The sequence below is a fragment of the Parasphingorhabdus sp. genome, from assembly GCF_965233695.1.
Classification (GTDB): Bacteria; Pseudomonadota; Alphaproteobacteria; order Sphingomonadales; family Sphingomonadaceae; genus Parasphingorhabdus.
Window position 1 is genome coordinate 661,063 of the sequence record NZ_OZ247497.1, and the last position, 22,808, is coordinate 683,870.

General features: G+C 52.7%; 26 protein-coding genes and 1 tRNA gene. 13 read left to right on the forward strand and 14 right to left on the reverse strand.

The window, feature by feature from the left end; all coding sequences use genetic code 11:
- Positions 1-14: 14 nt before the first annotated feature.
- The 4 genes from ACO6S1_RS03120 to rpmF all read right to left on the reverse strand — a co-directional run bounded on the left by ACO6S1_RS03120 (position 15) and on the right by rpmF (position 3,440).
- Positions 15-1,055 (reverse strand): helix-turn-helix domain-containing protein, encoded by a 1,041-nt coding sequence (locus ACO6S1_RS03120; RefSeq protein ID WP_422344902.1) that lies wholly within the window; start codon positions 1,053-1,055, stop codon positions 15-17.
- A gap of 125 nt (positions 1,056-1,180) precedes the next feature.
- Complete coding sequence (locus tag ACO6S1_RS03125; protein ID WP_422344903.1) at positions 1,181-2,152, reverse strand: beta-ketoacyl-ACP synthase III; 972 nt, start codon at positions 2,150-2,152, stop codon at positions 1,181-1,183.
- The gene (gene plsX, locus ACO6S1_RS03130; RefSeq protein ID WP_422344904.1) at positions 2,149-3,192 is read right to left on the reverse strand and encodes a phosphate acyltransferase PlsX; all 1,044 of its coding nucleotides are present in this window, start codon (positions 3,190-3,192) and stop codon (positions 2,149-2,151) included. Before plsX ends, ACO6S1_RS03125 begins: the two co-directional genes overlap by 4 nt.
- 68 nt (positions 3,193-3,260) lie before the next feature.
- Positions 3,261-3,440, reverse strand: a complete 180-nt coding sequence (gene rpmF, locus ACO6S1_RS03135) for a 50S ribosomal protein L32 (RefSeq protein ID WP_207990200.1) — start codon at positions 3,438-3,440, stop codon at positions 3,261-3,263.
- Positions 3,441-3,656: 216 nt separating this feature from the next.
- Between rpmF and ACO6S1_RS03140 the strand changes: the two genes are divergently transcribed.
- On the forward strand, positions 3,657-4,088 hold the full coding sequence (locus tag ACO6S1_RS03140; RefSeq protein WP_422344905.1) for an MAPEG family protein: 432 nt from the start codon (positions 3,657-3,659) through the stop codon (positions 4,086-4,088).
- Positions 4,089-4,213: 125 nt separating this feature from the next.
- Entirely contained in the window at positions 4,214-5,323 is a 1,110-nt protein-coding gene (locus ACO6S1_RS03145; protein ID WP_422344906.1) for an FAD-dependent oxidoreductase, read from the forward strand.
- Between the two features lie 379 nt (positions 5,324-5,702).
- Here the strand turns inward: ACO6S1_RS03145 and ACO6S1_RS03150 are convergent.
- Positions 5,703-5,798: transfer RNA gene (locus ACO6S1_RS03150), tRNA-OTHER, on the reverse strand.
- Positions 5,799-5,939: 141 nt separating this feature from the next.
- Between ACO6S1_RS03150 and ACO6S1_RS03155 the strand changes: the two genes are divergently transcribed.
- Positions 5,940-6,386 carry an integrase arm-type DNA-binding domain-containing protein gene (locus tag ACO6S1_RS03155; protein WP_422344907.1) on the forward strand — a complete coding sequence of 149 codons (447 nt, stop codon included), beginning with the start codon at positions 5,940-5,942 and terminating at the stop codon, positions 6,384-6,386.
- 441 nt (positions 6,387-6,827) lie between these two features.
- Positions 6,828-7,580, forward strand: a complete 753-nt coding sequence (locus ACO6S1_RS03160; RefSeq protein WP_422344908.1) for a siderophore-interacting protein — start codon at positions 6,828-6,830, stop codon at positions 7,578-7,580.
- A 15-nt stretch (positions 7,581-7,595) separates the two neighbouring features.
- Here ACO6S1_RS03160 and ACO6S1_RS03165 read toward each other — a convergent pair whose 3' ends face one another.
- From ACO6S1_RS03165 to ligK, 3 genes are read right to left on the reverse strand one after another with little or no spacing between them, the layout of a single operon-like run.
- Complete coding sequence (locus ACO6S1_RS03165) at positions 7,596-8,540, reverse strand: amidohydrolase family protein (protein WP_422344909.1); 945 nt, start codon at positions 8,538-8,540, stop codon at positions 7,596-7,598.
- A complete protein-coding gene (locus ACO6S1_RS03170; protein WP_422344910.1) occupies positions 8,537-9,601 on the reverse strand; it encodes a 4-oxalomesaconate tautomerase in 1,065 nt (354 codons plus the stop codon). The genes ACO6S1_RS03165 and ACO6S1_RS03170 overlap by 4 nt, the downstream gene beginning before the upstream one ends.
- A complete protein-coding gene (ligK, locus tag ACO6S1_RS03175; protein WP_422344911.1) occupies positions 9,594-10,268 on the reverse strand; it encodes a 4-carboxy-4-hydroxy-2-oxoadipate aldolase/oxaloacetate decarboxylase in 675 nt (224 codons plus the stop codon). The genes ACO6S1_RS03170 and ligK overlap by 8 nt, the downstream gene beginning before the upstream one ends.
- Positions 10,269-10,369: 101 nt before the next feature.
- On the opposite strand from ligK, the gene ACO6S1_RS03180 reads away from it, so the two are divergent.
- From ACO6S1_RS03180 to ACO6S1_RS03220, 9 genes are all read left to right on the forward strand, one after another.
- Complete coding sequence (locus tag ACO6S1_RS03180; RefSeq protein WP_422344912.1) at positions 10,370-11,518, forward strand: LysR family transcriptional regulator; 1,149 nt, start codon at positions 10,370-10,372, stop codon at positions 11,516-11,518.
- Between the two features lie 72 nt (positions 11,519-11,590).
- A complete protein-coding gene (locus ACO6S1_RS03185; RefSeq protein ID WP_422344913.1) occupies positions 11,591-12,421 on the forward strand; it encodes a DUF1932 domain-containing protein in 831 nt (276 codons plus the stop codon).
- Entirely contained in the window at positions 12,418-13,434 is a 1,017-nt protein-coding gene (locus ACO6S1_RS03190) for an amidohydrolase family protein (RefSeq protein WP_422344914.1), read from the forward strand. The genes ACO6S1_RS03185 and ACO6S1_RS03190 overlap by 4 nt, the downstream gene beginning before the upstream one ends.
- Positions 13,431-13,607, forward strand: coding sequence for a hypothetical protein (locus ACO6S1_RS03195; RefSeq protein WP_422344915.1), 177 nt, complete (start codon positions 13,431-13,433; stop codon positions 13,605-13,607). The genes ACO6S1_RS03190 and ACO6S1_RS03195 overlap by 4 nt, the downstream gene beginning before the upstream one ends.
- A complete protein-coding gene (locus ACO6S1_RS03200) occupies positions 13,604-14,629 on the forward strand; it encodes a Rieske 2Fe-2S domain-containing protein (RefSeq protein ID WP_422344916.1) in 1,026 nt (341 codons plus the stop codon). The genes ACO6S1_RS03195 and ACO6S1_RS03200 overlap by 4 nt, the downstream gene beginning before the upstream one ends.
- Positions 14,626-15,033: a protocatechuate 4,5-dioxygenase subunit alpha gene (gene ligA / locus ACO6S1_RS03205; protein WP_422344917.1), complete on the forward strand. Its 408-nt coding sequence runs from the start codon at positions 14,626-14,628 to the stop codon at positions 15,031-15,033. Before ACO6S1_RS03200 ends, ligA begins: the two co-directional genes overlap by 4 nt.
- Before the next feature lies 1 nt (position 15,034).
- Positions 15,035-15,877, forward strand: a complete 843-nt coding sequence (locus ACO6S1_RS03210; RefSeq protein ID WP_422344918.1) for a class III extradiol dioxygenase subunit beta — start codon at positions 15,035-15,037, stop codon at positions 15,875-15,877.
- A gap of 19 nt (positions 15,878-15,896) precedes the next feature.
- A complete protein-coding gene (locus ACO6S1_RS03215; protein ID WP_422344919.1) occupies positions 15,897-16,835 on the forward strand; it encodes a Gfo/Idh/MocA family oxidoreductase in 939 nt (312 codons plus the stop codon).
- A gap of 141 nt (positions 16,836-16,976) precedes the next feature.
- Positions 16,977-17,477 carry an aldo/keto reductase gene (locus tag ACO6S1_RS03220; protein WP_422344920.1) on the forward strand — a complete coding sequence of 167 codons (501 nt, stop codon included), beginning with the start codon at positions 16,977-16,979 and terminating at the stop codon, positions 17,475-17,477.
- Here ACO6S1_RS03220 and ACO6S1_RS03225 read toward each other — a convergent pair.
- The 6 genes from ACO6S1_RS03225 to ACO6S1_RS03250 form a co-directional block, all read right to left on the reverse strand.
- Positions 17,448-18,044 carry a ferric reductase-like transmembrane domain-containing protein gene (locus tag ACO6S1_RS03225; protein ID WP_422344921.1) on the reverse strand — a complete coding sequence of 199 codons (597 nt, stop codon included), beginning with the start codon at positions 18,042-18,044 and terminating at the stop codon, positions 17,448-17,450. The genes ACO6S1_RS03220 and ACO6S1_RS03225 overlap by 30 nt on opposite strands.
- Before the next feature lie 57 nt (positions 18,045-18,101).
- The gene (gene pobA / locus ACO6S1_RS03230) at positions 18,102-19,268 is read right to left on the reverse strand and encodes a 4-hydroxybenzoate 3-monooxygenase (RefSeq protein ID WP_422344922.1); all 1,167 of its coding nucleotides are present in this window, start codon (positions 19,266-19,268) and stop codon (positions 18,102-18,104) included.
- Positions 19,268-20,236 carry a fumarylacetoacetate hydrolase family protein gene (locus ACO6S1_RS03235; RefSeq protein WP_422344923.1) on the reverse strand — a complete coding sequence of 323 codons (969 nt, stop codon included), beginning with the start codon at positions 20,234-20,236 and terminating at the stop codon, positions 19,268-19,270. Before ACO6S1_RS03235 ends, pobA begins: the two co-directional genes overlap by 1 nt.
- Positions 20,237-20,298: 62 nt before the next feature.
- A complete protein-coding gene (locus tag ACO6S1_RS03240; protein ID WP_422344924.1) occupies positions 20,299-20,868 on the reverse strand; it encodes a cupin domain-containing protein in 570 nt (189 codons plus the stop codon).
- A gap of 23 nt (positions 20,869-20,891) precedes the next feature.
- Positions 20,892-21,584 (reverse strand): glutathione S-transferase family protein, encoded by a 693-nt coding sequence (locus ACO6S1_RS03245; protein ID WP_422344925.1) that lies wholly within the window; start codon positions 21,582-21,584, stop codon positions 20,892-20,894.
- Complete coding sequence (locus tag ACO6S1_RS03250; RefSeq protein WP_422344926.1) at positions 21,581-22,780, reverse strand: MFS transporter; 1,200 nt, start codon at positions 22,778-22,780, stop codon at positions 21,581-21,583. Before ACO6S1_RS03250 ends, ACO6S1_RS03245 begins: the two co-directional genes overlap by 4 nt.
- Positions 22,781-22,808 lie beyond the last annotated feature (28 nt).

The following is a 22,808-nucleotide window of genomic DNA, read 5'->3' on the forward strand; positions in this document are numbered from 1 at the left end:
TCCCAGTAATTTGATTAGGCGGCCAGCGCGATATGCGCGGCCAGGTCCCTGCTGGGCGAACGGCCATGCCAGGCGGTATAGGCGCGGGTGAAGGCGCTAAGTTCGCTATAACCCAGTTTCGTCGCAATTTCGGAGAGAGAACGCGTGCCTTCCAGGAAATAGAGCTGGCAGGCATCACGGCGAACCTGCTCCAATATCTGGCGAAAAGAAGCGCCTTCAGCGACAAGCTTGCGGCGCAAAGTACGCTCGGCCATGCCAAAGGTTTCGGCAGCCGCGTCCAGGCTCAGCCCCGACTTGTCCAGCAAGTGGAACAGATAATCATAGCTGAGGTTGGTCAGTGGTGCCGCCTCTTTAGCAGCAATCTTTCGCTTTGCTGATTTTTCCTGCACGACCCTCGTCAACATGCGGTTACCCAAAGGGTTACGGCGATCAACGACTTGGGGGTGCAGTTCCAGATAGGTTTGGGATTGGTTGAAAAAGCATGGCAAATTCAATGGGTGATGCTCGGTCCGAGCAAGTTCATCACAAATTCTGGGTTCGCGGTTTCTGAAATAGGCCGCCTTTACGGGTGCCAAACCGCCATTTGTGACGACACCACCAATATGTGATAAAATGGAGAAAATGATAAAGATCAGTTCATTCGTTCCATTCGAAACCGGATCGCCTAACAAACGACAAATCGCGCCCGATCGCTCCCATCGCAGCATGGGGCGGCTGGTACCCCAGTCGAGCGCGGCCGCCGCCGCCTGCATCACATCTTCAACAGTGTCGCCAAACAAAGCGGAATAACCAATATCCGAAAAGCCGGTTGGTACCATTCCGGAACCGATATCAGGAAGTATATTGGAACGACCGAGTTCATGGGCCGTCGCCTGACATAACCGCGTTACAATTTCGCTATCATATCGCGCTTTGGGATCGCGCAATTCGGAATCGGTGATATCGAGCGCAGACAGCAGAACCGGCTTTCGTGCGCCAAGTTCCTGACACGTTCGAAAGGCCTGAAATAAGAATTGTGACGAAACACTTAGGTCGTCTGAGTTAATCTGCCCCATGGCAACAGCTAGAAGCAGAGCGTTTAAATCCTCAACGGACTTTCGACCAAAATGTAAAATCAACGACGAACAAGTCGTTTATGGAATTTGAAAGCAGGTTTCGAAGGATATTCCGAACCAGGCGATCAGTATCGAATCACGCTTGCACCCCAAGTAAAACCACCGCCCATTGCCTCAAGCACTAACAGGTCGCCGGTTTTAATCCGTCCATCTCTGACCGCAGTATCCAGCGCCAACGGCACCGACGCAGCTGACGTATTGGCATGTTGATCAACCGTCTTTATGACTTTTTCTGGCGCCAACTGGAGCTTCTTCGCCGTCGCGTCCAATATCCGCGCATTGGCCTGGTGCGGCACGACCCAGTCAATATTATCCATATCCTCGCCGGCGGCATCCAGTGCTTCTTTCAATACGGATGACAAATTCACAACCGCATGACGAAAAACTTCCCGGCCTTTCATACGCAACTTACCCACTGTCCCGGTGGTGCCTGCCCCGCCATCGACGTATAGTAGCTGGTTATGCTCTCCGTCTGCATGCAAGCGGGTAGAGAGCACCCCCTTGTCCGTATCCTCGCCAGAAAGGATGATCGCCCCCGCGCCATCGCCGAAAAGAACGCATGTTGCGCGATCTTCCCAGTCGAGAATCCGGCTGAATGTTTCCGAACCGATAACAATCGCATTTTGGGCGCTTCCGGCCCGAATCATGCTTTCTGCCACCGACAGGGCATAGAGAAAGCCGGAACAGACCGCGGCCACGTCAAAGGCCACGCATCCGTTGCATCCCAGCTCATTCTGAACGATCGTCGCCGTGGCCGGAAAGGTTTGATCAGGGGTCGCCGTCGCCAGAACTATTAAATCGATATCCTGTGCCAGCAGACCGGAAGCTTCCAGCGCCCGGCGCGCCGCTTGTGTTGCCAAACTGGACGTTGTTTCATCATCCTCGGCAATATGCCGGAATTTAATGCCTGTGCGCTCGACGATCCATTCGTCTGTTGTATCAACTTTTTTGGCAAGATCAGCATTTGAGACTTTTGTCCGCGGCAAAGCAGAACCCGTCCCTTTTATGACCGCACGCCGAGCGGTCGCAACACTCATTTCGCTGCTGCTTCCAGAGACGATAGGCTGCCGATCTTGTTCAAATCTTCGCTGATTCGTTCCAAAATGCTATCCTCTACCAGTCTTGCTGCTACTTCGACGGCATTGGCTACGCCTTTTTCATCCGCACTACCATGGCTTTTTACAACCACGCCGTTGAGGCCCAAAAATACTGCGCCATTATGGTTGTTGGGATCAAGATGCTCTTTCAACAATTCTGTCGCTGGTCGGGAAATCAGAAAGCCAATTTTGGACCGTAGAGAACTTAAAAAACTGCGCTTTAGAAGGTCTGTTACAAACCGGGCGGTTCCTTCCAGTGCTTTCAACGCAATATTTCCCGAAAAGCCGTCTGTAACAATCACATCCACGTCGCCCGTAGATATTTTGTCGGCTTCGGTAAATCCCTGAAAATTCATGGCCAATCCGTCTGCATTCTTCAGAGCATCGGCTGCAATCTGCAATGTTCCGGTACCCTTGCCATCTTCCGTACCAATGTTGAGCAACTTGACCGTAGGCTTTTCAAAGCCGTGCATGATCCGGCTATAGGCTGCGCCCATCACGGAGAATTGCACGAGATTGCGGCTGTCACATTCGGCATTCGCGCCGAGATCCAGCATAACGACGTCGCTATCTTTCATGGTTGGCAACAATGCCGCCAGAGCCGGCCGGTCAATTCCCGGCATCGTACGCAGCGCCAGTTTTGAAATCGCCATCAGCGCGCCGGTATTTCCAGCACTTACCGCAGCGCTTACCTCGCCCGTCTTTACAGCATTGACGGTCATGCCCATCGATGTTTTCTTCGAACCACGAAGGGCTTGACTGGGCTTTGCGTCACCGGAGACGACATCTTCGGCATGCAATATTTCGGACGCCGCGCTGAGGTTCGGATGGCTTTTCAATGCTTCCTTGATCGCGACCTCGTCACCGACGAAAAGAAACTGAAAACCTTCATGGCGATGACGCGCCAAAGCTGCGCCGGCAACCATTACCTGTGGGCCGATATCACCGCCCATCGCGTCAATTGCGATTCGCGGCCTCATCCCCACCGGTTGTTCCCCTTGATTAGCTGTGTGATCGTCGTGACGTTAGTCGAGTAAAGCCCAAAAGACTATAGATCGACAGCCATTACTTCACGGCCATTATAATGACCACAAGACCCGCACATGTGATGGGGCCGCTTCAATTCACCGCAATTTGAGCATTCCTGATAAGCTTCAACTTTCAAAGCGTCATGGGAACGGCGCATTCCGCGCTTGGACGGCGTAGTTTTTCGTTTAGGGACAGCCATTGCTCAGCCTGTTCTTTAAAATTCAAATTTCATATAAGTGTACAATAAGCCAAATGCCGGTTTTGAGCAAGCCGGCCTCCATAATTCCCAACGAATCACCGGTGTCATGCGATCAGCTAACTGCACGCGAAACAGCGCGTATAACGATTTTCCTGTGCGTTGCAAGCATTGTGCATCTATAGACCTGTGATATTCTGAAAAACCTCTGGGGGAACCATGATTTTACCTATCACTCTTACCATCGCTGGCGCTGCTGCACTGGTCAATATCTGGCTGATGATCCGCGTCGGACAAGTGCGCACGTCGGAAAAAGTAAGCGTTGGCGACGGAGGCAACGAGAAAGTCATACGCCGCATGCGAGCCCATGCCAACTTTGGCGAAAGTCTGCCAATTATACTCATTTTGATTGCAGTCATTGAATTGGCTACGGGGTCCTCTACATGGCTATGGATTGTCGGCGGCTTGTATATGCTGGGACGTGTCGCCCATGGCATCGGTATGGACGGCGGCAAGCTTGGTAAAGGCAGGATGATCGGTACCGTCCTGACGATGCTGATCACACTGGGCCTGGGCGCATATGCAATTGCCATTCCATATCTCATTTCTGTGGATATGGGCACACAGCCAGCGTCTATTCAGGCGGGATGATCGCCGCCAACACTCCCGAAAACCATGTCACATAATGCAGCCACTGTTAGAATGGCTGAAAGCATCCAGCTGTCCCGGCAATTTCAATTCTATGAACATTTTGGGTTCTGAGCTACGTAGTCTATATGGCACCGCTACACGCGAACTCTCTCACCACGCGCAGAGCGCTTCTCTTAACGATGGGCGCAGCATCACTTACAGCGTGCCAAACGACCCGTCTTCTACCTGCGCAATCACAACGACCGGGACTACCAGTACAATTATCACCGGCGTTTTTTGATCGATCGGTCGTTGGACTGCGTCCCGGCCGTATTGGCGGGTTCAGGCTTGCTACCGAAAAGCTGGCCGACAAACTGGTTGTCCATAATTATGGCCATGGTGGTGACGGTTATACCTTGTCTTGGCCATGTGCCACGTGGGCGGCGGACCAGATCTCCGCTGCTCAACCAGGATCAGTCGGCATTGTTGGTGCAGGTGTCAGTGGATTGACCACTGCTTGGCTGTTGGCGCGGCGCGGCATCAAGGTAACAGTCTACTCCGAAAAATTTTCTCCCGACACGACTTCGAACATCGCCGGCGCAATAATATTGACCGGTCCGAACTATCGATCGGGTGAGAATGCCAGGGTTGGTCCATCGGATGAAGCGATTAATGATAGTGCGTTAACTGGATTCAACCCGTTCTTAACAGCACCTAGATATGGCGTTTACTGGATTGACCATATCCAGATGCGACCGCTGCAGCAAGACAACCAACCGCCTGACGAAGCCTTCCTGGGACGCAAAGTAACCGACAAATTTCGGACATTAATGGTTGATCCTAATCTTTATCTTTCTGCATTGATGGGAGATTTGGCCGAAATGGGCGTAAACTTCTGGTCGAAGAAATTTACCGCTCGGGAAGACTTGGCACTATTGCCTCATTCGGTACTTGCCAATTGCTCTGGCTTGGGCGCTGGCCTTCTGTTCGGTGACGAGAACATGTTCCCCATTCGCGGCCAGTTGACGCTGCTGAAGCCACAGCCAGAAATCGATTATAGCTATATCAGCCGTGAGCCGGGTGGCATGCTCTACATGTTCCCCAGACGCGGAAACATCGTGCTGGGCGGGAGCCATCAACGAGGAAATGATAAGTTGCTTCCTGAGCCAGCTGAAATTGACCGGCAATTACGCGGACATGCCAAGCTGATGTCAAATTTCAAGGGCGTTCCTAGAATCAATCCTACCGAGAGCTGATTGTTCACGAAATAGCGGATCTCTCAGACGATGACATCCAACGCATCCATTGGTTCAAAGCGCTTCGCAAAGAGGCCGTCAAGCGGCTGCCTGTCGGCGTATCGGAAGTAGTAGATGAACAACCTACATAATGGAAAATGGCCCCATCACATTAATTGCACCAATCTTTGAAGCGAATTTCAGGTGGCTTCATATCTGATGAGACTGCCTGTATGCAACAGCGATGATTGTGTGACTCTTGTCGATAAAATCATCATATCCTTGGGTCGTAACAACAAAGATAATAATTGGCTTGAGAACTGTCTTGCCAACATCCTCACATTCGCTGCAGACAAAAAAACACCCGCCCATCCCAAGGATAAGCGGGTGCTGATTTTTTTGGTTGCGGGAGTAGGATTTGAACCTACGACCTTCAGGTTATGAGCGCTGCTAAAATCTCTACTAACTAGTTCTTTTTATTGCGCTATTTCCCGCATTTGTACCGCACTCGCTTGACTGTGAGAAGCTATTGATCCTGTGTGTCTACGCAGGTTTTCGCAGCAATGCTCACCCTCTTGCTTACTATTTGCTTACTGTAAGCACTGCGATGACCCGACTGGTAACAGAAGGGATTACAATGACTAAACTAACCAAGAGCAAAATCGATGCTTTGGAGATAAAGTCAAAGGATTATTTCATTTGGGATAGCGAGCTTCCTGGCTTTGGTATCCGGGTGTTTCCATCCGGCCGGAAGAAGTTTGTTCTGCAATACCGACATAGCCGCAAATCAAGACGAATGATGATCGGAAGACACGGTGCCATCACATTAGATCAAGCCCGGAAGCTAGCTATACAAGCGCTTGCCAAAATCGGTCAGGATATTGATCCGCTGCAAGAGCGCGCTGAACGGCGCGATGCCCTGACGGTGAAGGAACTAGCCGATCGATTTGAGGCAGAGCATATCGCAGTACATCTCAAAGCGACCACCGCAAAAGAATATCGGAGGAACCTGAAGCTGTTCATTCTACCCGCAATCGGCCGAATGCGGATCACCGATGTAACCCGAGTGTTCCCCGTCAGATAAATTGAGACACGCGGCGTGTTTGGCTTAGCGAGTGTTTGGTCTCATCTGGTTGGTATATTTTAGGCGGCGAGCTTGCAGTGAAGCAAGCGCCGATGTATCAGCGATTGCGTACCATCTTTGGGTCTAGTTTGAAGGGATATGTCAAACTACTCTCCATTGTTTCTAGTTGCGCCCAGCCGCAGCAGGATACTCAAATGTTTTGAATAACCCTACCTTCAAACTGCAACCTGTAGAAAGCGTTTTGGATTATAAGCCCTATGAAATGAATTGATAGGATGAAGCGTCCGAACGACATTTCGGAGGCATAAACCAAAGTAATACTAATCAATTATAACTATCGATTTCTATTGTATTTTTGAGTGTGATAGCCCGCCGGACATAGCTATAAATGCAGCTCAGTTGACGAGATTGCGCCGAGATCCACGATCAAACGGAACACCAATGCCACGACCAGACCCACGCATTTTGAAAGTCATCGATAGTTTTCGCTTCACCCCAAACATGCACCGGATTACTCTGGGCGGTGATGGGATGGCCGGCTTTCCACGCGAGCAGAACGGCGGTTATGTCAAAATCATGCCACCTGTCCCGGAAGACAGCAAGCGCATTGTGCGAACCTATACCATCCGCAGCCAATCAGAAACGGGCATAGATGTCGACTTCGCGCTGCACGGGTCGGACGAAGAATCTGGTCCGGCCACGAGCTGGGCCATCAGTGCAAAGGTAGGAGACTCAATAAAGGTAGGCGGTCCGGGTGCGGCCAAACCGTTGCCGGAAGGACGGGGGCCATTTCTATTGGTCGGCGATATGACCGCTCTGCCAGCAATCTCTGTCAATCTTGAAGCTTTGCCAGATGATGCAACAGGGAACGCAATCATCCTCATTCGTGAGGCCGATGACAAGCAGGATATCGCCAAACCGGCCGGTATGAAAATTCAATGGATTGCTGAACCCGACCTCGGCGCCAATCCGTCACTGCTGTCCGGGGCTGCTCGTGAGTTACCTGCGATTGCCAAATTCGCATATGCTTGGGTCGCCTGTGAATTTGAAGCAATGAAACTGTTACGCCAATTTCTCCGCGTCGAAGAAGAATTCGGACCGGAGCGGCTTTACATTTCAAGCTATTGGAAACGCGGCTTGGTTGAAGACGAACATAAACAGATTAAACGCGCCGATGCGGAGGGCAAAGCCTGACAGGAACGGTCACTGCTATTGGTCGCTCCAATAAAGCCGATTCGGATTCATGATGAGCAGCTTTTCTTGCAATGCCGATGACGGTGCAATCTGCGGGATGATATCGACGAGATGACCATCGTTAGGGATGTCATCCTGCATATTGGGATGCGGCCAATCGGTACCCCAGAGACAACGGTCGGGGTAATCCGCCACTAAGGGCGCGACCGAACGGACAAAATCCGCCCACGGATAGCCGCCAGCATCCAGCCGGTCTGAACAGGTGGCTTTGAACCAAATATCGGAGCGTGATTCCAATAGACTGCGAAAGGCTTGCATATCCTTGCCGTCAGGACCCTGACTAACATCTGGGCGACCCATATGGTCGATCACAACGGGAACGGGGATTGCATCAATAAAGCTGCGCATTTCCTCCAATATATCAGCCTCGAAATAGATTACGACATGCCATCCCTTGGGGAGACGAGCGGCAACTTCCAGAAATTTTTCCTTGGGTGCATTGTCCACGAGCCGTTTTAGGAAGTTGAAGCGCACACCGCGTATTCCCCCTTCATGGAGTGCGGCGAGTTTGTCCGATCCAATCGCTGGATCAACCACCGCCACGCCGCGTGCCTTGCCATTGGATTTCCTGATTGCATCCAGCGTTGCGCTGTTATCCGTGCCGTGGCAGCTGGCCTGTACGATGACATTGCGCGAAAATCCCAGATGATCGCGCAGCGCAAACAGCTTTTCAGGTCCGGCATCTTCGGGGAGATATTTGGCGTTTGGACTGAACGGAAACTGCGCCATTGGACCAAAAACATGGCAATGAGCATCTACTGCACCAGGGGGTAGAGTGAATGTTGGTTTGGACGGATTGGAATGCCAGCTGACGATCCTTTCCGGTTCGTTCGATGAACAATAGATATTACCGAAGCCGTCGTTCCAGGTTTTCAACTGGTCTGTCTTTTTAGTGGTCATGAAAATATCACTCCATCCATCAATTTGCGCGCCGTACGCAGCAGGGCCGCCGAGACAAAAGCGCCGCCCTCATCGGTTTCCAACACACAAGTTAGCTCTCCGGTCGGATGCTCGACCGACAGGGTTTTGACTCTACCTTCCGGAATGTGTGCAACAGTCGCCGCAGGAGAGCCCTCAATCAGGCAAGCAGTCGCCACGCTCACTGCGCCCAATACGCCAACCGATGCATGGGCGCGATGTGGAATGAAACTGCGAACGGTCACAGTTCCCCCATTTTTGGGCGGAGCAACGAGCATCATTTTTGGCACGGTTTTGCTGGCCACGTCACCGAGGTTCATTCGTTCACCCACTGCCAGCCGGATTGCCTCGATCTTGGCTTTCAGCTCGCTGTTGTTGTCGAGACTTTCGCGATCTTCATAGCCGGTAATACCAATATCGGCTGCTTTCATCACCACGCAAGGCATACCGTTGTCGATCAGAGTGCAAGCGACGCCTTCAATCTCATCAACAGCATTGCCGGTTGGAAGCAGCGATCCACAACTTGATCCTTCGGTGTCACGAAATTCGAGAGGAATCGGTGCATGCGTATCCGGAACGCCATCAATGCTGGCTTTGCCCTGATATTGCACGTTTCCATCCGGCGTCTGTACAGTTGCAACGGCGGTTTGACCTGTATTTTCCATGTAGATAGCCACGCGGGTTTCATCACCTGTTGCATCCACCAGTCCACGCTCAATTGCGAAAGGTCCGACACCGGCTAGGATATTACCGCAATTTTGCTGGTCTGAAACCAAAGCCTGATCGACCGACACCTGCAAAAACAGATAGTCGACGTCAACGCCATCACGATTTGATTTATTGACCACCGCAACCTTGCTGGTCAAAGGATCGGCTCCTCCCATACCGTCAATTTGCCGTTCATCGGGTGAACCCATGCTATGAAGCAAAAATGCATCGCGTTCCGCAATGTTGGAAGGCAAGTCATTTGCGAGAAAATAGCCGCCCTTTGATGTTCCGCCGCGCATCCACATACATGGAACACCCTTGGAGGCGTCAAACATATTTGAGGCCTTCTTTTTCAAGCCTTCCACGCATCTTGTACATGTCGAGGCCGAGTTCTCCGCTCGCCAGACGCTGGCGTTTCTCTTCCTCGTTCGCTTCGCGTTCCTGCGCTTTTGCAAGCACTTCGGAAGCGCTTTCACGCAGCACAACACACACGCCATCATCATCTGCTACGATTACATCACCTGGATTTACGGCTGCTCCTGCGCAGACAATCGGGACATTCACGGAGCCCAGCGTGTTTTTCACCGTTCCTTGGGCAAACACGGCTTTGGACCAGACAGGAAAACTCATCTCTTTGAGATCACGCACATCACGTACACCAGCGTTTATGATCAGACCGCGACATCCCCGCGCCTGCGCTGATGTCGCGAGAAGGTCTCCAAAATAGCCGTCCTCGCAGGGACTAGTGGGCTCCAGCACCAGCACATCCCCCTCTTTCAACTGTTCAATCGCGACATGCACCATCCAGTTGTCGCCCGGCGCAGCTGATATGGTCACTGCGGTCCCGGCGATTCTTGCACCGGTGTAAATGGGCCGCATGTTGCTGGCCATCAGTCCCGTCCGACCCTGAGCTTCGTGGACAGTGGCAACACCGCATTTTGCCAGACCATCCACCACTAAGAGATCAGTGCGCTCGATATTCTGAACCACGATGTTGGCCATTCCGGACTCCTTGTTGTGCGTTGGAAGACTACAAAGCTTGTACTCAGACAAGCAAGTCGGAACTATGCAGAAGCCATAAGAATATGCTAATCTTGGAGACAATGAAGTTTTCCGATTTCAACCTTCGTCATCTGCGCGCCGCTTCAGCTATTGGGCGTTTGGGTAGCATTTCTGCTGCGGCACAGGCCATCCATATCAGTCAACCTGCTATTACTCAGGGGCTTGCAAAACTGGAAGCAATGCTCGGCCAGCCGTTATTTGAGCGCAGGACCGATGGCATGGTTGCGACTGAGGCCGGGCGCATATTTATACCTAGGATAGAAACCGCACTGGCCCATATCATCTCCCCGCGCGTCACCATGACACAATTGCGCGCGCTTATAGCATTAACGGATGCGGGAAGTTATGCTGCGGCTTCCAATACTACCGGACTCGCCCAACCATCGTTGCACCGGGCCGTAGGCGATCTGTCTGTTGCGCTGAAACGTAAGTTGGTCGAACGGCGCGGAAAAGGTGTTGCGCTGACAGAGCAAGGCAAGCGCACTGCGCGGCGGTTTCGCCTTGCACGTGCAGAGCTTGAAGCGGGATTGAGCGAACTTGCCGTTCTACTAGGGCACGAAACAGGCCTGATCACGATTGGAGCCATGCCCTTGTCTCGTGCGCGCGTATTGCCAGCTGCGGTCGCCGCATTTCATCGAGATCAGCCCGATGTCGCGGTCAATATCGTCGAAGGCGCATTCCATGAATTGATCGAACCTCTGCGCGATGGCGACATCGACTTGATGATCGGTGCGATGCGAGCGCCATCGCCCGGCCCGGATGTTGCCCAACAGCCATTGTTCGACGATCGCCCAGCGGTCATTGGCCGCAAAGGCCATCCAGCCTTATCCAGCGAAACATCGCTTGAAAATCTTGCAAAATATCCCTGGATTATTCCAACCTCGGGAACGCCGCTTCGCGCTGGATGGGAAGCCATGTTTGACAAATTGTCGGTTCCCCTGCCGCAAGTGCCGATAGAATGCGGGTCTGTAATTACCATCCGTCAAATCCTGATAGAAAGCGATTTTCTCACGCTATTATCACCGGATCAAGTGGCTGTTGAACTGGAGGCTGGCTGGCTCGTCAAAATTGCCAATATTCCGGAAGGATATACCCGCAATATTGGTGTTACCACACGTGCAGAATGGCGACCGACGGCCATGCAGGCAAAGTTTCTGACAGTCTTGAAAGAGATCTCTAAAGCAGGTTAAATTATCAATAACTTATAGCAAGAACATGCTTCCGATTAGCCGGTTACACGGAAAGTACCTACACTCGAGGGCATGGATAATCCTGTAACTCTGATTGGATATGGCGAAGCGGGTCAGACCTTCGCGCGCGAAGCTGGCTGGCGATCACAAGCGCAGGTTTTCGATTTGAAACCGATTGATGAGTTATATGCTGAAGATGGTGTCACCGGTTGCTCTGCGCTTGGTGCTGCGTTGAAGGACAGCGCGCAATGCATCAGTGTTGTGACAGCGGATCAGGCGCTCATGGCAGCAAAGAATGCCGCACCGCATTTAAACTCCAAAACATTATATTTCGACATGAATTCTGTTGCGCCTCAGACCAAGCGCGACGCTGCCCAAGAGATCGAAGCAGCTGGCGGGCGTTATATTGACGTCGCAATCATGTCACCAGTTAACCCAGCGCGGCTGGCGGTTCCTTTGCTTGTTTCCGGCCCTTATTCGGAAGATGGCAAAGCAGCGCTGACCGTACTGGGTTTTACCAATATTCGCATTGTTGGCGATGATGTCGGCCGAGCATCAACGATCAAGATGCTGCGCTCGGTCATGTATAAAGGTGTCGAAGCGTTGACGGCTGAATGCCTGATTGCCAGCGAAAAAGCTGGCGTTACTGACGAAGTGCTCGCCAGTTTCGGCAATGATTGGTCGGAACAAGCTGACTATCGTATCGATCGGATGTTGGTGCACGGGCTGCGGCGATCTGCCGAGATGTCTGAATCATCGCAAACGCTGCTCTCGCTTGGCGTATCTCCAATGCTCACCGAAGGAACTGTCAGCTGGCAACAGGCGATGGGAGAGTTTGAAATCAGTCCAGTGCCAAAAGGCTTGAACGGTAAATTGACCGCCATTTTGGAGAAAATGCCATGATCATCGATTGTCACGGCCATTATACTGTTTTGCCAAAGGCGCATGACGAGTGGCGCGAATTGCAAAAGGAGGCGTTCGCGGCGGGTGAGGAAGCACCGCCCTATCCCGATATTTCCGACAATGAAATCCGCGAAACGATAGAAGCCAACCAGTTACGTCTGCTAAAAGAACGCGGTGCAGATATGACTATTTTCAGTCCGCGCGCGTCGGCGATGGCGCCGCATGTCGGCGACCAGAGCGTGGCGGTAAAGTGGGCTGAAGTTTGCAATAACCTGATCGCACGGGTGGCGGAACTTTATCCCGAAAGATTTGCTCCGGTCTGTATGCTGCCGCAGTCGCCGGAAGCGGATATGAGCTCTTCCATCGCGGAGCTACAACGCTGCGCGGATATGGGTTTTATCGGTTGCAACCTGAACCCCGATCCGGGTGGCGGCAAGTTTGAACATCCGCCTTTGACCGACAAATTCTGGTATCCGTTTTACGAAAAGATGGTCGAACTGGATATGCCCGCAATGATACATGTTTCGGGTAGCTGCAACCCGGCAATGCACGCAACGGGTGCTTATTACATTGCGGCAGATACCATCGCTTTTATGCAACTGATTCAAGGCGACCTGTTCAAGGATTTTCCGACATTGCGTTTGATCATTCCCCATGGCGGAGGCGCAGTGCCCTACCATTGGGGTCGATATCGCGGACTGGCCGATATGTTGAAGCAGCCGGATCTGTCGACGCATGTAATGAACAACGTATTCTTCGACACCTGCGTTTATCACCAGCCGGGTATCAATCTGCTCGCCGATGTTATTGAAAACAAGAATATTCTCTTCGGTAGCGAAATGGTTGGCGCTGTGCGCGGTATCGATCCGCAGACTGGTCACTATTTCGACGACACCAAGCGCTATGTCGATGCGCTCGACCTGACCGACGCGGAACGCCATGCCATTTTTGAAGGCAATGCGCGTAGGGTTTTCCCGAGACTGGATGCACAGTTGAAGGAGCGCGGCTTATGAAAATCGGATTTGAAAAAGGCCAACGGTATTCCTGCCTCATGTTCGGGTACGAAACTCTTGTGTTTGCAATCGATGATCCTGTTGAAAAACCGCCAAACAGTAAAAAACAGTCCGACAGAATACGCTCACCAATTTCAGAATTAGGTTCGAATTTGACGGAGAAAACGCAATGAGCACCTGGATCAAAAACGCCTGGTATGTCGCCGGATGGGATTATGAGATAGGTCCCCAGCCACTGGCCCGAACAATATTGGGTGTGCCTGTCGTACTCTGGCGCAAACTCGATGGTGAGGTGGTTGCCATGCGTGATGCCTGCCCGCACCGAATGTTGCCTTTGTCTATGGGTATCAAAGAAGGCGATTCAATCCGTTGTAAATATCATGGCCTGAAACTCGGCCCCAACGGTGTTGCTGAGGAAATGCCGCTGAAATCCGACAAAGTGAATAGGCGCATCTGCACGGAGACATTCACGGTTCACGAGAAACATCGATTTATATGGATCTGGATGGGCGATACGACAGCCGATCCTGATCTTATCCCTGATTTGTGGCCCTGCTCTGCGGAAGGATGGGCCTTCGAGGGCGGATATTATTCAATCGCCTGCGATTATCGTCTGCTGATCGACAATTTGATGGACCTAACCCACGAGACCTATGTCCATCAGGGATCGATCGGACAACAGGAGCTGATGGAAGCGCCGCTGGACACACGCACAACCGATGATCGAGTGTTTGTTGAACGATGGATCCCAGACATCGATCCGCCGCCATTTTGGAAAGGCGCGCTGGGCAAGGAGGGCCGTGTTGACCGCTGGCAGATTTGTGAATTTATCGCACCGTCCGCCGTCATCATCGACGTTGGGGTTGCGCCTGTTGAAGCCGGTGCCAGTATTGAGAAACATGACCAGGGCGTTCGCGGGTTTGTGGTGGATGTGATGACACCGCAGGACGAAACGCATAGCCATTATTTCTGGGGCATGGCGCGCGATTTCAGGACCGATGATCCCGGCTTTGGTGCCCGTTTCCGGCAGCAACAGAGCGGCGTTTTTGCAGAAGATGTCGAAATATTGGAAGCGCAGCAGCAGTCCATCAGCGCCAATCCAGATCGCAAGTTGCAGGCCTATAACATCGATGAGGGCGGCGTACGTTCTCGCCAAATGATCGAGCGTATCAAAAAAGCAGAAGGCAGCGCATGATAGATCAAGACATTCACGAATATCTTGCCGAATTAGAGGACATTCCCGGCACACGGGTCTTTACAGCTTCACGCGCACGGCAGGGTTATCATCTCAATCAGTTCGCCATGAGCCTGATGAAGGCGGAGAATCGCAAACGCTGGAAGGCCGATGAAGAAGCCTATCTTGCCGAATGGCCAATTACCGAAGAACAGCGTCAAGCGGTGGTCGATCGTGACTATAACCGCATGCTGGAGCTTGGCGGCAATATCTATTTCCTCAGCAAGATATTCTCGACTGACGGTATTAGCTTTGCTGAAGCGGTTTCGACCATGACCGATATGAGCTTTCCCGAATATCGCGAGATGATGATGCAAGGCGGTCGTTCGCCTGAGGGCAATCGCTCGATCAAGGGGAACTATTGAAATGGCCCGTATATCCGCAGGTGTTGGTTCCAGCCATGTTCCGTTGCTTGGCGTTGCAGTCGACCAAGGCAAAACCAAGGATGACTATTTCGGCCCCATTTTCGAAGGTTATGAATGGACCAAAGAATGGGAGCAGTCCGAAAAACCGGACGTGATTGTTCTCATCTACAACGACCACGCCTCAGCGTTCGATGCAAATATCATTCCCACTTTTGCGATTGGCTGCGGCGAAAAATACAAGCCGGCCGATGAAGGTTGGGGGCCACGAGACGTTCCCGATGTAGAGGGCCATGCAGACCTTGGCTGGCATCTGGCGCAGAGCCTGATCCTCGACGATTTTGACATGACAATCATCAACGAAATGGATGTCGATCATGGACTGACGGTGCCTTTGTCGATGATGTTTGGTCAGCCGGATAAATGGCCGGTCAAAGTCGTACCACTGGCGGTCAATGTGGTGACCTATCCGGTGCCTTCGGGCAATCGCTGTTGGGCACTGGGCGAGGCAATTGCGCGCGCCGTTGCAAGTTTTCCGGAAGACCTAAACGTGCAGATTTGGGGAACGGGCGGGATGAGCCATCAACTGCAGGGGCCGCGCGCCGGATTGCTCAACCGCGAATGGGACAACAAGTTCCTCGACATGTTGACCGGCGATAGCGACGTCGCACGCCATATTCCGCATATTGAATATCTGCGCGAAACAGGCAGCGAGGGCATTGAGATGGTCATGTGGCTTATCATGCGCGCTGCGCTGGGAACAAAAACCAAATGCTTGCACCGTCATTATCACATTCCGTGCAGCAATACCGCAATCGGGCACATGGTGCTTGAACCAGACAATTGAATTCCAGGGAGTATCTAGCATGAAAATCGCACTTGCAGGCGGCGGCGCTTTTGGTGAAAAACACCTCGACGGCCTGAAAAACATTGATGGTGTTGAAGTGACGGCACTGGTTGGCCGAACGCTTGAACCAACTCAGGCGATGGCTGAAAAATACGGCGTTGGGTTTGCCACGACCGACTATGAAGAAATGCTCACACGCGACGATGTCGATGCGGTGATATTGGCGACGCCAACACAGATGCATGCCGATCAATCCATTAAAGCCATGGATGCCGGAAAACATGTCGAGGTGGAGATTCCACTCGCCGACAGCTGGGCCGATTGCGAAGCCGTGATGGCAAAGCAAAAGGAAACCGGGCTAGTCTGCATGGTTGGCCATACGCGCCGTTTCAATCCCAGCCATCAATATGTGCACAACCAAATCAAGGCAGGCGAATATAACATCCAGCAAATGGATGTTCAGACTTATTTCTTCCGGCGGAAAAATATCAACGCCAAGGGGCAGCCGCGCAGCTGGACCGATCATCTGCTTTGGCACCATGCGGCTCACACGGTCGATCTGTTTGCCTATCAGGCCGGACCTATTGTGCAGGCAAACGCCATTCAGGGTCCAATTCATCCCGAACTGGGCATTGCCATGGATCTGTCGATACAGATGAAAGCCGAAAGCGGCGCGATTTGTACGCTCTCGCTCAGCTTCAACAATGATGGGCCTCTGGGAACTTTCTTCCGTTATATTGGAGATAATGCGACCTATATCGCGCGCTACGACGATCTGGTGAACGGCAAGGAAGAAGTCATCGACGTCAGTCAGGTTGATGTATCGATGAATGGCATTGAGCTACAAGACCGCGAATTTGTCACCGCGATCCTCGAAGGCCGCGAACCGAACAGCAGCGTGGCTCAGGTTCTTCCTTGCTATAAGGTTCTGCACGAGCTTGAAGGTCAGTTGGGCTAAGTCAGATGACCTTCAATCAGCGCCCGATCGGACCATTCACGCTGTCGGCAGTGGTGCTGGGATGCGTGTGCATACGATATTGCACCGCCGGAGGAGGAGGCTGGCCGACTGCTTAATAATTCGCTCGATCTGGGCATCAATATGCTCGATACTGTGGCGCTATATGTTTTCAAAAACAACAGACTACTGCTGGCAAAATATGTTGGCCACCGGCACAGCGAATATACGCTAGCGAGTAAATGTGTACTCGACGTCTATGATGGCGAACGCGGGCTTAACGGAAATCCAAACGCCATTGCTGGCACTCTCGACCTCACCCTGAAGCGGCTCGATACCGACCATATCGATCTCTACTATTTGCACAGGCTCGACAAGAATCTTCCTATCGAGGAATCTATTGGCGCGCTTGTCTTGCCGAAAAGGCCGGAAAAATTAGCCATATCTGGCTGTCCGAAATGTCGGCTGCGACGACCCGGCTCTCGCATGCCTTTCATCCGATTGCGATGGTCCAGCGTGAACATAGTCCCTGTGTTCGCAACCCTGAAATCATGCGGGCAACCATTGATACGGAAGACTACTAGCCATCACTCTTTCGAAGGCGCACATTCTTTTTTAGGCGGAGCGATGCTTGGCAAATATTAAGCCCCTTTGTTTCGCAAATCTTGCCAGCTCCAGCAGTGCGAGAGGTGCAAAATGCATCAGCACCGAGTTCCAGCTATCGTCAAGGAACAACCAGTGCATCGCAGTCAGCACCGCAGCAACATAAACCGCACGTTGCAAGTTTTTCCAACGCCGCGCGCCAAGGGCTTTGACCATCGTATTGTTGCTTGTCACGGCAAGAGGCACGAAGATTACAAATGCAATCCAACCGGTCCAGATCGCAAGCTCAGTTGCCTCGCCCAAAACGGCAGCAAGCGTTCCCTTTTCCATCAGATAAAGAATGGTGTGGAACAAGCCATAACCGAACGCTGCCACTCCCAGATAACGGCGGCGCTTTAGCAGTGACTTGAATATAGCAACGCGTGGAAAGAGCACCACCAACGGCGAGCAATATAGTGCCAGTATCATCGCGCGTGCGCTGAATTCGCCCGATGGATGCAGGATGGCTTCCGGTGTAGCGCCTCCTCTAATCAATCCAATTGTCATACCTATCGCAGGCAGGGCTAGCAGCAGCCAGATGGTATAGCGATGTCCGAGTATTGCTTTCACAGATCTGCTTTCTTGCGGGCAATAGATTGCCTCTTTTGGGGTGTTTCCATCATCATTTCAGACCGGTAGGCCAACATAGTTTTCAGCGAGGCTTTCCTGTGCGGCACGCGAGCTTGCAATGTAGTCGAGCTCGGCGAGCTGCATGGCTCGTTCAAACGGACCATCGTCAAGGAAGCGGTGCATCAGACGGGTGAGTGACCAACTAAATCGTTCAGCCTTCCATACTCGAGCCAGGGCCGTGTCCGAATATTCGGCAATCGCGTCAGAGGCGCCTCGACTGAAGAAATGGGTCAACGCATTTGCTGCGTAGTGCACGTCGCTGGCCGCCAGGTTCAATCCCTTCGCTCCAGTGGGCGGAACAATATGCGCAGAATCGCCGCACAGTAACAGCGAGCCGTGGCGCATCGGGGTAAACACGTAGGATCTTAGCGGTGCGATGCTCTTCTCAATCGATGGTCCGCGGGTGATGTTTACCGCGGCCTCCGGCCCAAGGCGGATCGCTAGTTCATCCCACAAGCGCTCGTCGCTCCAATGCTCGACTTTCTCGGTCACAGGCACATCGACATAGTATCGGCTGCGCGTGCTCGAACGCATCGACGCAAGCGCGAAACCGCGCTCGTGGTTGGCGTAGATCAGCTCATGATTGCAGGGCGGTACATCGGCGAGAATGCCGAGCCAGCCGAATGGGTACACGCGTTCATATTCCTTACCAACCGCAGCCGGGATCGCTTTGCGACTCGGTCCGTGAAACCCGTCGCAGCCAACGATGATGCGGCAATCGATGCGGTGTTTGGAACCGCCCTTCGTATACATCACCGAAGGCGTATCGGTCTCGATATCATGGAGTACGACATCGCTGACGTCGTAGATGACTTCTAGGCCTCGCGCTTCGCACGCCTCCATCAAGTCGCGCGTGACCTCGGTCTGCCCGTAGACCATGACTTCCTGACCGGTCAGTTCTTTGATGTTGATCCTGATCAATCGTTCACCATCGGCCAAGTTGAAGCCATTGTGTGGTAGGCCTTCATCTCTCATCCGTGCGTCGAGTCCGAGGCGCTCGAGCAGATCGACCGTAACCTGTTCGAGAACACCTGCGCGAACGCGGCCCAGAACGTACTCCGGTGTCTGCCGTTCGAGGATTACGCAATCTATGCCTTCGGCACGCAACAGATGCCCCAGAAGCAATCCAGCAGGCCCCGCACCGATGATACAGGTCTGAACCATCAGCCCTGCACGACCTTCTGTTCGATAACACCAAATGGTGATGAGCCATCAACGCCGCGTCCTTCCATACGGATACTGTCACCGAAACCCATAAAGCCTGTGGTCGCCGGACCCTTGTCGCGGATCATCTCGATAGCGCGGACCTCGGAAATACAGCTTGACCCGACTTCTGCATAATTTGGGTTAGAGACTGTTCCCGATCCGATAATCGTCCCCGCAACCAGATCGCGCGTCAATGCCGCGTGAGCAACCAGTTCGTGGAAACCAAAATCCATGGCCGCGCCATTGGCCGCGCCAAAACGTTTGCCATTCCAGTCGATTTCCAGATCAAGACATACACGGCCGTCTTTCCAGCCTTCACCTAGTTCATCAGGCGTCACCGCAAAAGGTGCCATGGAACAGGCGGGCTTTGCCTGTACCCAGCCAAAGCCGGTGGCCATTTCTATCGGGGCAATCGCGCGCAGAGACCAGTCGTTGATTTGAACGATCAGCTTGATATGCTTCATTGCGTCTTCGGCGGAAGTTCCCATCGGAACATGATCTACAATAACACCGAACTCGCCCTCAAAATCGATGCCATGTTCCGGCGTGGGTAATGGCACATCTTCGGTCGGACCGAAAAACTTGTCCGACACTCCCTGATACATAAGCGGACGGTCGGTATCGATGGGATCCAGACCAAACGCGACTTGCATAAGGTCTCCATGGGTCGAAAATGCCGACCCATCGAGCCACTGCCAACTGCGCGGCATGGGAGCAGCAAGCGCGGAAACGTCCAATGGATCGCCGCCGCCCTGTCCAAGCTGTTCGGAAACGGACTGTAGCTCTCCGACTAGCCCATCCCAATTCTCGGTGGCACTGATCAGGCTAGAAACAGGCTGTTCGATCTTCAAATATCGTTGGTGATCGCTCGAAACCGCAATTAGCTGGCCGTCGGGTTTGTCCGTTTTCAAGGTAGCAAGTATCATTTGGTTATCCTTCAATGGCGCGGCCGAGAAATGCCGCAGCCGCTATGATCGCTAAGCACATTTTAGCCCTGTAGTTCTTCTGAATATTTTCCGTCGATCAGTATGAATGCGATACGGCAATTTTTGTCGGTGCGATTGGCCCAGCCATGGTTTGTACCGCGTTGCACCACGATATCGCCTGCTCGCACGGTGGCTTCACCTTCATCCATGATCAGGACCAGCTCACCTTCGATGACGATTCCATAATCGACTGTTTCGGTACGATGCATACGGGCATGACGCGACGCCGCGCCTTCGAAGGACGATGCATCTTCAGCACCGATTTCGGCAAAATGTGCCTTGGCCGCTTCGGGGGTCATCTCCTCAAAGCTAGCGTCGTCGGGCGGAATATCGAGAACTCGTATTCTGGTACCATTCGAAGGCGGAGCGAGGATAATGCCCTCTTCCGGCGGTTCTCCAGATGCCGGATCAATTGGAGCCGGTGTGGCACGCGTATTCCAGACCTCATAGAACATCGGTCCAGTGTCCCCTCCGATCCTCTGTATACGAGGAACAACTCCATCTTCCTGTATAATGGCCTCTCCCTTGGCATTGTGACCGGTGACAACGCGGCGGATTGGTTTCTCGCTCATAGCTTCACTTCCTTTTGTATAGATTACTGTTTCGGCTTTGGTGGCACAAAGGCAAGGCCGCGTGCCGAGAGTTCTTCCTGCGCGCGCGCTTCATGCTCAAGAGCCGCCTTCGCAGATGGGCGCTCGTTGGCGCGTTGATAGTGAGAGGCTATATTCGGAAAAGCGGCAGCATCGAAACCCGCTCCGGTAATACGGAACCATATCCACGCCAGGTAAGCATCAAGGATCGACCAGTTCTCCCCCAACAACCAATCTTGACCGGCTAATTGCGCTGCAATGGGTGCCAATTGCAGCTTGAGCACCTCTTCGGCTTTCGCTCGCACGTACGGATTAGCAGACGGATCAGACAGCATCATGCCCGGAAGGACAAAACGCGTCACCAGAGGGTGCAGATCGCTCGACATCCGAAACAGCGCAGAAACCACGTATGCTTCCGAATGAGGATCACTGGAAAGCGGAAGCAGATTAACTTCTGGATAGCTGCGCGCCAGATAGAGCAGGATTGCACCGTTCTGCGTCAACACACCGGCCTCGGTTTGTAGCGCCGGAACCTTACCTGAGGGATTGATCGCCAGATAATCCTCTGAACGGTGTTCTCCCGCCATAAATGCAATCAGCTTTGTTTCAAATGGTTGCCCGATCTCCTCCAGCGCCGTTAGCGTGACCCGTGCACAAGTGCCGGGTGCAAAAAAGAGTTTAGGCTTTGTTTCAGTCATCCAGATTTTGCCATGGTGCTCCTGCGAGAGGTGAGCACCACGATCACAGCCCCTATCGCAATGACGGCCGCGTAAGCCATGAAGGTTTGCGCGAAGCCGCCAGTGACGGGAACAATGCTTGCGGTGATGAGCGGCGCGACAAATTGTCCAAGGAAGAAGGCACCGGTCCACATACCCATGCCTCTGCCGCGCATTTCCGGCGGCAAGCTATTCATCGTCCAGGTCAGCATATTGGGCAACATCATTCCGCTGGCAATACAAGCCACGACAGAAAATGCAGCCAGCGCAACAAGGCTTGTCGAAACGCTCACCCCAGCATAGCCGATGGCAGCAATGACCAGACCTACGGTCAGTAGGCGTGGTCCTACATTTTGTTTGAACTTGTTAAAGAGAACAGAACCCATAGCGACCGCAACATTGGTAAGTGCACCAATCAAGCCAATAGTCGCCGGAGAGACTTCGCCTGACAATCCGAGAATAGGCCCCAGCTGAACGATGACCGTATAAAATACAATCCCCACACCAATCGTGGTCAAAACTAGCGGAAGCACCGCTTTCAACGGGAACCGCGCTTTTGCTCCATCTGCAACAGTCGCTTTGACGGTTGGCTCGAACAATATGATCGCTGCCGCAAGCGCAATCGGGAGTGCCAGAAGATAGAGCAGGAAGGGGCCACGTGATCCAAATATTTCACCTAGTCCGCCGCCCACCGCGATCAGGATAATAGCGGCGATGCTGCCAAAGCCAACCTGGAGTGCAATCCATTTTTCGCGGCGCGCGCCGACGAAATAGTCTCCAATTAGGACTGTTGCCACGGTCATGATTACGGCTTCCATGATGCCGAGCCCAATTCGAGCCGCAATGATCTGAAAAAGACTATCCAAAAACCACGGGATAATACCAAAACCAGCATAGAGAACCAGAGCGGCTACCAGCAGATGTTTGCGACCTACCCTATCTGATAACCAGCCAGCCAGCGGAGAGAATAACGCAACACACAAGGCCGGAATGGTAAGCGCCATTGGCACAAGGAATTCGCTTCCTGTGACACCGGCGAATTCCTTCATCAGAAGCGGCAAGACCGGAATGAGCGAAACAATCGCCATGATCGGCATAGTTGAAGCAAAAAGAATGATGATGCCGTGCCGTGTGGCCCCGCTATCGGCGCCCGCTTGATCTGTCGCAGCCTGGTTCATGTTCGCTTCCTATCCCCTGCCCGTCAGC

Coding starts and splice junctions, on each gene's coding strand:
- ACO6S1_RS03120 (WP_422344902.1), bottom strand. CDS start 1,055: ATGGGGCAGATTAACTCAGACGACCTAAGTGTTTCGTCACAATTCTTA.
- ACO6S1_RS03125 (WP_422344903.1), bottom strand. CDS start 2,152: ATGAGTGTTGCGACCGCTCGGCGTGCGGTCATAAAAGGGACGGGTTCT.
- plsX (WP_422344904.1), bottom strand. CDS start 3,192: ATGAGGCCGCGAATCGCAATTGACGCGATGGGCGGTGATATCGGCCCA.
- rpmF (WP_207990200.1), bottom strand. CDS start 3,440: ATGGCTGTCCCTAAACGAAAAACTACGCCGTCCAAGCGCGGAATGCGC.
- ACO6S1_RS03140 (WP_422344905.1), top strand. CDS start 3,657: ATGATTTTACCTATCACTCTTACCATCGCTGGCGCTGCTGCACTGGTC.
- ACO6S1_RS03145 (WP_422344906.1), top strand. CDS start 4,214: ATGGCACCGCTACACGCGAACTCTCTCACCACGCGCAGAGCGCTTCTC.
- ACO6S1_RS03155 (WP_422344907.1), top strand. CDS start 5,940: ATGACTAAACTAACCAAGAGCAAAATCGATGCTTTGGAGATAAAGTCA.
- ACO6S1_RS03160 (WP_422344908.1), top strand. CDS start 6,828: ATGCCACGACCAGACCCACGCATTTTGAAAGTCATCGATAGTTTTCGC.
- ACO6S1_RS03165 (WP_422344909.1), bottom strand. CDS start 8,540: ATGACCACTAAAAAGACAGACCAGTTGAAAACCTGGAACGACGGCTTC.
- ACO6S1_RS03170 (WP_422344910.1), bottom strand. CDS start 9,601: ATGTTTGACGCCTCCAAGGGTGTTCCATGTATGTGGATGCGCGGCGGA.
- ligK (WP_422344911.1), bottom strand. CDS start 10,268: ATGGCCAACATCGTGGTTCAGAATATCGAGCGCACTGATCTCTTAGTG.
- ACO6S1_RS03180 (WP_422344912.1), top strand. CDS start 10,370: ATGAAGTTTTCCGATTTCAACCTTCGTCATCTGCGCGCCGCTTCAGCT.
- ACO6S1_RS03185 (WP_422344913.1), top strand. CDS start 11,591: ATGGATAATCCTGTAACTCTGATTGGATATGGCGAAGCGGGTCAGACC.
- ACO6S1_RS03190 (WP_422344914.1), top strand. CDS start 12,418: ATGATCATCGATTGTCACGGCCATTATACTGTTTTGCCAAAGGCGCAT.
- ACO6S1_RS03195 (WP_422344915.1), top strand. CDS start 13,431: ATGAAAATCGGATTTGAAAAAGGCCAACGGTATTCCTGCCTCATGTTC.
- ACO6S1_RS03200 (WP_422344916.1), top strand. CDS start 13,604: ATGAGCACCTGGATCAAAAACGCCTGGTATGTCGCCGGATGGGATTAT.
- ligA (WP_422344917.1), top strand. CDS start 14,626: ATGATAGATCAAGACATTCACGAATATCTTGCCGAATTAGAGGACATT.
- ACO6S1_RS03210 (WP_422344918.1), top strand. CDS start 15,035: ATGGCCCGTATATCCGCAGGTGTTGGTTCCAGCCATGTTCCGTTGCTT.
- ACO6S1_RS03215 (WP_422344919.1), top strand. CDS start 15,897: ATGAAAATCGCACTTGCAGGCGGCGGCGCTTTTGGTGAAAAACACCTC.
- ACO6S1_RS03220 (WP_422344920.1), top strand. CDS start 16,977: ATGCTCGATACTGTGGCGCTATATGTTTTCAAAAACAACAGACTACTG.
- pobA (WP_422344922.1), bottom strand. CDS start 19,268: ATGGTTCAGACCTGTATCATCGGTGCGGGGCCTGCTGGATTGCTTCTG.
- ACO6S1_RS03235 (WP_422344923.1), bottom strand. CDS start 20,236: ATGATACTTGCTACCTTGAAAACGGACAAACCCGACGGCCAGCTAATT.
- ACO6S1_RS03240 (WP_422344924.1), bottom strand. CDS start 20,868: ATGAGCGAGAAACCAATCCGCCGCGTTGTCACCGGTCACAATGCCAAG.
- ACO6S1_RS03245 (WP_422344925.1), bottom strand. CDS start 21,584: ATGACTGAAACAAAGCCTAAACTCTTTTTTGCACCCGGCACTTGTGCA.
- ACO6S1_RS03250 (WP_422344926.1), bottom strand. CDS start 22,780: ATGAACCAGGCTGCGACAGATCAAGCGGGCGCCGATAGCGGGGCCACA.